This is a genomic window from Streptococcus sp. 27098_8_74, from assembly GCF_041431705.1.
Classification (GTDB): Bacteria; Bacillota; Bacilli; order Lactobacillales; family Streptococcaceae; genus Streptococcus; species Streptococcus salivarius_E.
The window spans coordinates 37,827-43,887 of the sequence record NZ_JAPVYF010000018.1; the positions used below are offsets into that span (position 1 = coordinate 37,827).

At 36.9% G+C, this 6,061-nt stretch carries 4 protein-coding genes and 1 pseudogene; 3 read left to right on the top strand and 2 right to left on the bottom strand.

Going from position 1 to position 6,061, the window contains the following annotated elements:
- Positions 1–8 precede the first annotated feature (8 nt).
- Positions 9–1,255 (bottom strand): annotated as a pseudogene (locus tag O3670_RS08050) (ISL3 family transposase); the annotation flags it as partial.
- Between the two features lie 620 nt (positions 1,256–1,875).
- On the opposite strand from O3670_RS08050, the gene O3670_RS08055 reads away from it, so the two are divergent.
- The 3 genes from O3670_RS08055 to O3670_RS08065 all read left to right on the top strand — a co-directional run bounded on the left by O3670_RS08055 (position 1,876) and on the right by O3670_RS08065 (position 4,813).
- On the top strand, positions 1,876–2,865 hold the full coding sequence (locus O3670_RS08055) for a hypothetical protein (protein WP_371595983.1): 990 nt from the start codon (positions 1,876–1,878) through the stop codon (positions 2,863–2,865).
- 176 nt (positions 2,866–3,041) lie between these two features.
- A complete protein-coding gene (locus O3670_RS08060; RefSeq protein ID WP_371595984.1) occupies positions 3,042–4,457 on the top strand; it encodes a Y-family DNA polymerase in 1,416 nt (471 codons plus the stop codon).
- Positions 4,454–4,813 (top strand): hypothetical protein, encoded by a 360-nt coding sequence (locus O3670_RS08065; RefSeq protein WP_371595985.1) that lies wholly within the window; start codon positions 4,454–4,456, stop codon positions 4,811–4,813. The genes O3670_RS08060 and O3670_RS08065 overlap by 4 nt, the downstream gene beginning before the upstream one ends.
- Positions 4,814–4,938: 125 nt before the next feature.
- Here the strand turns inward: O3670_RS08065 and xerS are convergent, their stop codons facing one another.
- A complete protein-coding gene (xerS, locus tag O3670_RS08070) occupies positions 4,939–6,012 on the bottom strand; it encodes a tyrosine recombinase XerS (protein ID WP_371595986.1) in 1,074 nt (357 codons plus the stop codon).
- Positions 6,013–6,061: the final 49 nt, after the last annotated feature.

Consider the following 6,061-nt stretch of genomic DNA (forward strand, 5'->3'; position numbering starts at 1 on the left):
AACATCTTGAGAGGACCGGATAGATCCTCTTTTTATGTATGTTCAGAGTGATGAAGACACGTTTCTTAAAGTTAATGAAGTTTCTAAAACCGAATCCCAACCGTTTGATGTCTTTGATCAACTTGTTAGTTGCTTCAAGTTTTGCATTTGAATAGTCAGTTTCTAGTGCGTTTTTGATGTATTGCTTGTGTCTAAGAAAAGTCCTAAAGACCGTCTGAAAGTAGCGATTGACCTTGCTCATGTTCTCCTCTATCAACTCAAAAAACTCACCTACTCTCTTCTCCTGAAAGTGGAAAAGTAAAAGCTGGTAAAGAGTATAGTAGTCGGTGAGCTCTCCTGAAAAGTCCAGTGTTTTCTCAACGACTTCATGTGGTACTAAAGTTTGGCGGAAGGTCTTTGAGTAAAAAGAGTTGAGAGATAGCTTACGGCTATCCTTTTGAAAGAGACGCCAGTGATTTTTCAAGGCTAGATAGGGTAGTGACTTCTTATCAAACTGGTTCATAATAGCAATTCTTGTCTTTAAAAAGGCACGTCCAAGGTGCTGGATAATGTGGAAACGATCAAGAACGATTTTAGCATTGGGAAAAAGTTTTTTGGCTAGTGGGATATAGGCTCCAGACATATCTATCGTGATAAAGTATACCTGTTGTCGGACTTTCAATAGATACTTCAAAAAGTAGTTTCGGATAGTAGTTTGGCGACGATTATCAAGGATGGTTATGAGTTTGTTTGTCTCATAGTTCTGAGCAAGAAAGGCCAATTTCCCTTTCTTGAAACCAAACTCATCCCAGGACATAACCCTTGGAAGTTTGTCATAATGTTCTTTGAAAGTAAACTGGTCAAGCTTACGATAGACAGTGGACGTTGATACACGGAGTCTTCTGGCAATATCCGTTAGTGACACCTTCTCTGTTAGGAGTTGTGCAACTTTTTGACGGACTAGATTTGAGATCTGGCAATTTTTCTCAACGATTGATGTCTCAGCTACCGTGACTCGCCTACAACTTTTACATTGAAAACGGCGCTTCTTCAGACGTAGTAGAGATGGGGTTCCCGCTTGCTCGAGAAGAGGAATTTTAGAAGGCTTTTGAAAGTCGTATTTGATCATCTTTCCTTGGCAGTGAGGACATGATGGTGCAGGGTAATCGAGTTTTGCTTGAATCTCGATGTGAGTATCTTTTTCAAAAACAAGTGAAATTTTGATATGTTGGTCTTTAATTCCAATTAATTCTGTGGTATTCTTAATAAGTCTCATAAGTTCTTCCTAATGATGGTTTGATCGCTTTTCATTATAGTTCTTATGGTTTTTTTTGTGTATACTCAAAAAGCTCTATAATCTCTACAGTGGTTTTACCCACTACAGAAATTATAGAGCCCAAAAAGAAAAAACGCTTGAAGTCAGCGTTTTTCTTTTGTATTGAATCCTAATTTTACCTCAGTAAGAATGAATTATTTCTTAATACATTGAATTACCTTATACTCTTAACTTCAAAAAAGAGAAAATATTTATTTAGTATTGTTGATGAATAGTATCCTTAACTTCTAAACTCCAGTAATTTTCTTGAATAATAATCAAAAGACCACTTTAAAATGTTAGAACATTTAAGTATAATAAAACGGAATAATTAATAGTAAATCCCTGATAGCTATTTGGGATCCTGAAGACTTGTTTTTTGGAGATTGAAAATGAAATTTGATTTTATGAAAAAAATTGATACAAAGAAAAGTGCCATAATTTCTCTTATCGTACTATTATGTTTTGGTGTAGGGTACTATGTACTTGCAATTTCACCACATCAAAGAGCGGTACAGTCATTTAATGAAGTGACAGCTAAAATTCAAAAAGAAAACAGTAGCTTAGAGGAAACAATTAAAGTGTCTAAGAAACTACTTAGTAGTAAAGATAAGCCCTTAGACGAAAATCTGACGGTTGAACTAAAAAACGAAGTCTCAACCGCTGAAAAGAAGAAGCAAGTAATTCCTAAAATCAAAAAGAAAACAAGCGACATCAATAAACAAGTTAAATCACTAAAAAAATCAATTAACTACTCGACAGAAATAAAACATCTTAAAGATAAAAACCAGAAGTATTCAACAAGTGTTAAGCAGTTAAAACAAATTACCAATCCTTCCAATACATTTGTGGAAAGTCGTCTTAAGGAAATTGATACGATTTCAGATGTTCAATCAGCTACAGAGGATAATGATCCAAATCAAGGTTTAAACAAGCAAGGAAGTTATACGGCAGCAGTTTATTTCTCAGACAATCAAGTAACTAATCCAGTTGCTGGTGCTGATTTAGTAGCAAAAGGTACAGATGCAGGTGGATGTGTTGAGGTCTATAAAACGGCTGAAGATGCCCAAAAACGAAATGTCTATTTAAGTGCATTCGATGGTCTGCCAACTGTTATCAACCCTGGTTCACACTATGTTTATGGAACGGTTGTTATTCGTGTCGCAGCATCATTAACGGCATCACAACAAAATGCTTTGACGCAAAAGATATATGAGAAGTTAATTGAGATTAAAGATGATAGCACAAGCAAAAACTCCTCAAAAACGGAAATCCCATCCTCTACGAAACCATCATCATCTAGTTCAAGCTCTACTCAAGCAACTGTTAGTGAATCAGCTCAGAGTAACACCAAAACGGTAGCTGGAAGTGCCCCAACAACACCTGCACAACAACAAGATCCTGGAGTTACCGAATCATCAAAAGAAACGATGTTGAATCCTGAATATCATAGCCATATTGATGAAAATGGTTATAATTCACTCTTGGGTGCCTATGTCCTAGATAATAACAATGGGGGAAACAACTCTAATACTACTACCGAGTCGTCAGCAACAGAAAGTTCTGAATAAGTTGCTTATAACTCTATACTCTATTTTAAAAAGAATTAGAAGACTACTGAAAACGCCAATTGCAGCTATTGGTGTTTTTTTACTATCAAAGCTATTGGCAACACTGTATCACTTGAAAACCTCACCAAAATAGTCTATACTTTTGTTAGCTTATAAACTAACAAAAGAGGTGGCACATGGGATATTTTGATTATTCAAGAGAGCCAAGAAGCGATATCGCTTTTATCGATATGAAGTCTTTTTATGCTAGCGTCGAATGTGTTGAGAGAGGACTACATCCTTTAAAGACTTCTTTATGTGTTATGAGTAGAGCTGATAACTCTGCAGGTCTTATCCTTGCTTCTTCACCGATATTTAAGAAAGTGTTTGGAAAATCAAATGTTGGAAGAGCATACGACCTCCCTTTTGATGTTCAAACAAGAAGGTTCTCGTATTACAATGCCAAGAGACAAGGACTGAGAACAGATCCAGAATACGTGCGATTCATTGAAGATTGGGCAAAAGTGACTTTCATCGTTCCTCCCAGAATGGACGAATATATCTCAGTTAATATGGAAATTCAAGGCATTTTTCAAAACTATGGTAGTCCTAACGATATTTACCCTTATTCTATAGACGAGGGTTTTATTGACCTGTCTAGTTCTCTTAATTACTTCGTGCCAGAAAAACAGTTGTCACGAAAACAAAAACTCGACCTTATTTCTGCGAGGATCCAGAGAGACATCTGGAGACAAACTGGCATCTATTCAACCGTTGGTATGTCCAACGCTAACCCCTTACTTGCTAAACTTGCCCTTGATAATGAAGCAAAGAAAACACCAACCATGAGAGCTAATTGGTCTTATGAGGACGTGGAGCAGAAGGTATGGTCTATTCCAAACATGACAGATTTCTGGGGTATCGGTAAAAGAATGGAGAAACGCTTCAACACGTTAGGTATCTACTCAATCAAAGACTTGGCAAATGCTAACCCAGATATCTTGAAGAAAGAATTAGGAGTAACTGGTCTTCGATTATGGTTTCATGCTAATGGTATTGATGAAAGTAACGTTCATAAACCTTATAAACCAAAATCAAAAGGTCTAGGCAACTCCCAGGTTCTTCCTAGAGACTATTTTAGACAACGAGATATTGAAATTGTCCTTAGAGAGATGGCCGAGCAAGTTGCTATCCGACTGAGAAAGATAGGCAAAAAAGCGACTGTTGTTTCTATACACCTTGGCTACTCTAAGCAAGAAAACAAACGCTCTATCAATACTCAAATGAAAATTGAACCAACGAATAACACTGACGTGCTGACAAATTATGTCCTGAAGTTATTCCATAATAAATACACTTCAGGAGCAATCCGAAGTGTAGCGGTTAATTATTCTGGTTTTGTAGATGAATCTTTTGGTTTAATCTCACTGTTCGATGATGTCGAACAAATCGAAAAAGAAGAAAGGCTCCAGACAGCAATAGATTCTATCAGAGACCAATTTGGTTTTACCTCTCTGCTAAAAGCTAATGCACTTGATAGTGCATCGAGGAGTATTGCCAGAAGTAATCTCATCGGAGGACATTCAGCTGGAGGATTGGATGGTTTAAAATGATTGATCGTTCCTATTTACCATTTCAAGCAGCAAGAGAATATCAGGACCCTGGGATGCAGAAGTGGATGGGGTTCTTTCTGTCCGAGCATACCTCATCATTACATGCTGCTAAAAATCGTGTTGACTTCTCAACAGACTTAAGTAAGCCTCAGAAACTCTTATTACTTTCTCAACTCTATGCCAACCAACTTAAAGGGCAGTTCACTATCAAACATCTTGATAAAAAAGTTACTTTATTTGGCGAAGTGAGAGAACTGTCTCGTAAGGAAATATCAATAAAAACTAGTGAAGGGTATAGATTAGTCCAACTCGACAATATCCTTCAAATTCAGCTTTTGGAAAATCATATTCACTAAAAAAAGCAGCAACCTATATTATGTGGTTGTTGCTTTTTAACTATTTACTTTCTAACACTCTTAAGCCTATACATATATATATTGTACTATGTATCGTGTACAGCTAAAATAGAAGTGACAATAAACTACAAGTCACTCAATGCTTCCTTAGTCGTCTCTGCAGCTACGTGTGCATAAACCTCTACCATTGCAGTCCCCTTATGTCCTAATTGTTGGGAGACCAGGAGACTGTCTTTTGTTTGCTCATATAGACGTGTCGCAAGGGTGTGTCGCAGTTTGTGAGGAGTAGTAGGCTTACCATAGGCGGTAGATAACTTCTTCACCAAAAGCTCGACAGAACGTGTGCCAAGCCTTGCAGGCACTTTATTCTGAGTCGTTAAGAAGAATGCTTTATCTGAATCACTAGCTGAGTAGCGTCCCTTCCTAATTTCTAAATAACGCTCGATATAAGGTATGCCGAATGGAGCTATATTTACAACGTCCTTTTTCCCACCTTTTCGAATAACTGTAATTGTTCTTGTGGCTAGATTGACATCTTGCATATCTAGGTTCACTAATTCAGATAACCGGACTCCAGTAGAGAGTAGAAGTGCTATGACAGCAAGATCACGCTCTTTATTTTTGACAAAGGATACCTGGGCACGTTTAGAGATTTTCTTTTCATGTTCATTATCGATATAGTCCAAGAAAGACTGTGTATCATTTAAAAAGAGTTTTTCTTTCATGTTATCAGCACGACTAGCCAAGGTATCTTTAGGTTTCTTGATTTTGACCTTAACCATGACATTTCGGTAAAAATAAGGCTCACCCTCATCATCCTCAGTTTCTTGAGTAAGATACTTAAACAAACTTGAGAGAGCATCCTTAGTCCGAACAATGCTGACTTCAGAGATAGAACGACGCTCAGTATTTTCACGAAGATAGACAAAATAAGCTTCGATAATAGACTTTGGTAAATGAGCCAGCTCATCAATATGAACATCGGCAATCGTATCATAATCTGCATATCGTCTGGTTTCACCCAATTTCCCATGATCGCTAATCAACCATTCAAAAAATCGTCTGTATTCTTTTAAGTACTCATACAGTGTCTTATAGCTATATGGAATAACGAGCTTTGCTTGATAATATTCCTTAACATACCAAGGCATAATCTCAAGCAACTCGTTTATATTTTTCATTAGTGTTTCTTGTTTCATATTAACCTCAAATCTAACAATTTTCTTGTTAGTAGTAGTTTATCATAGC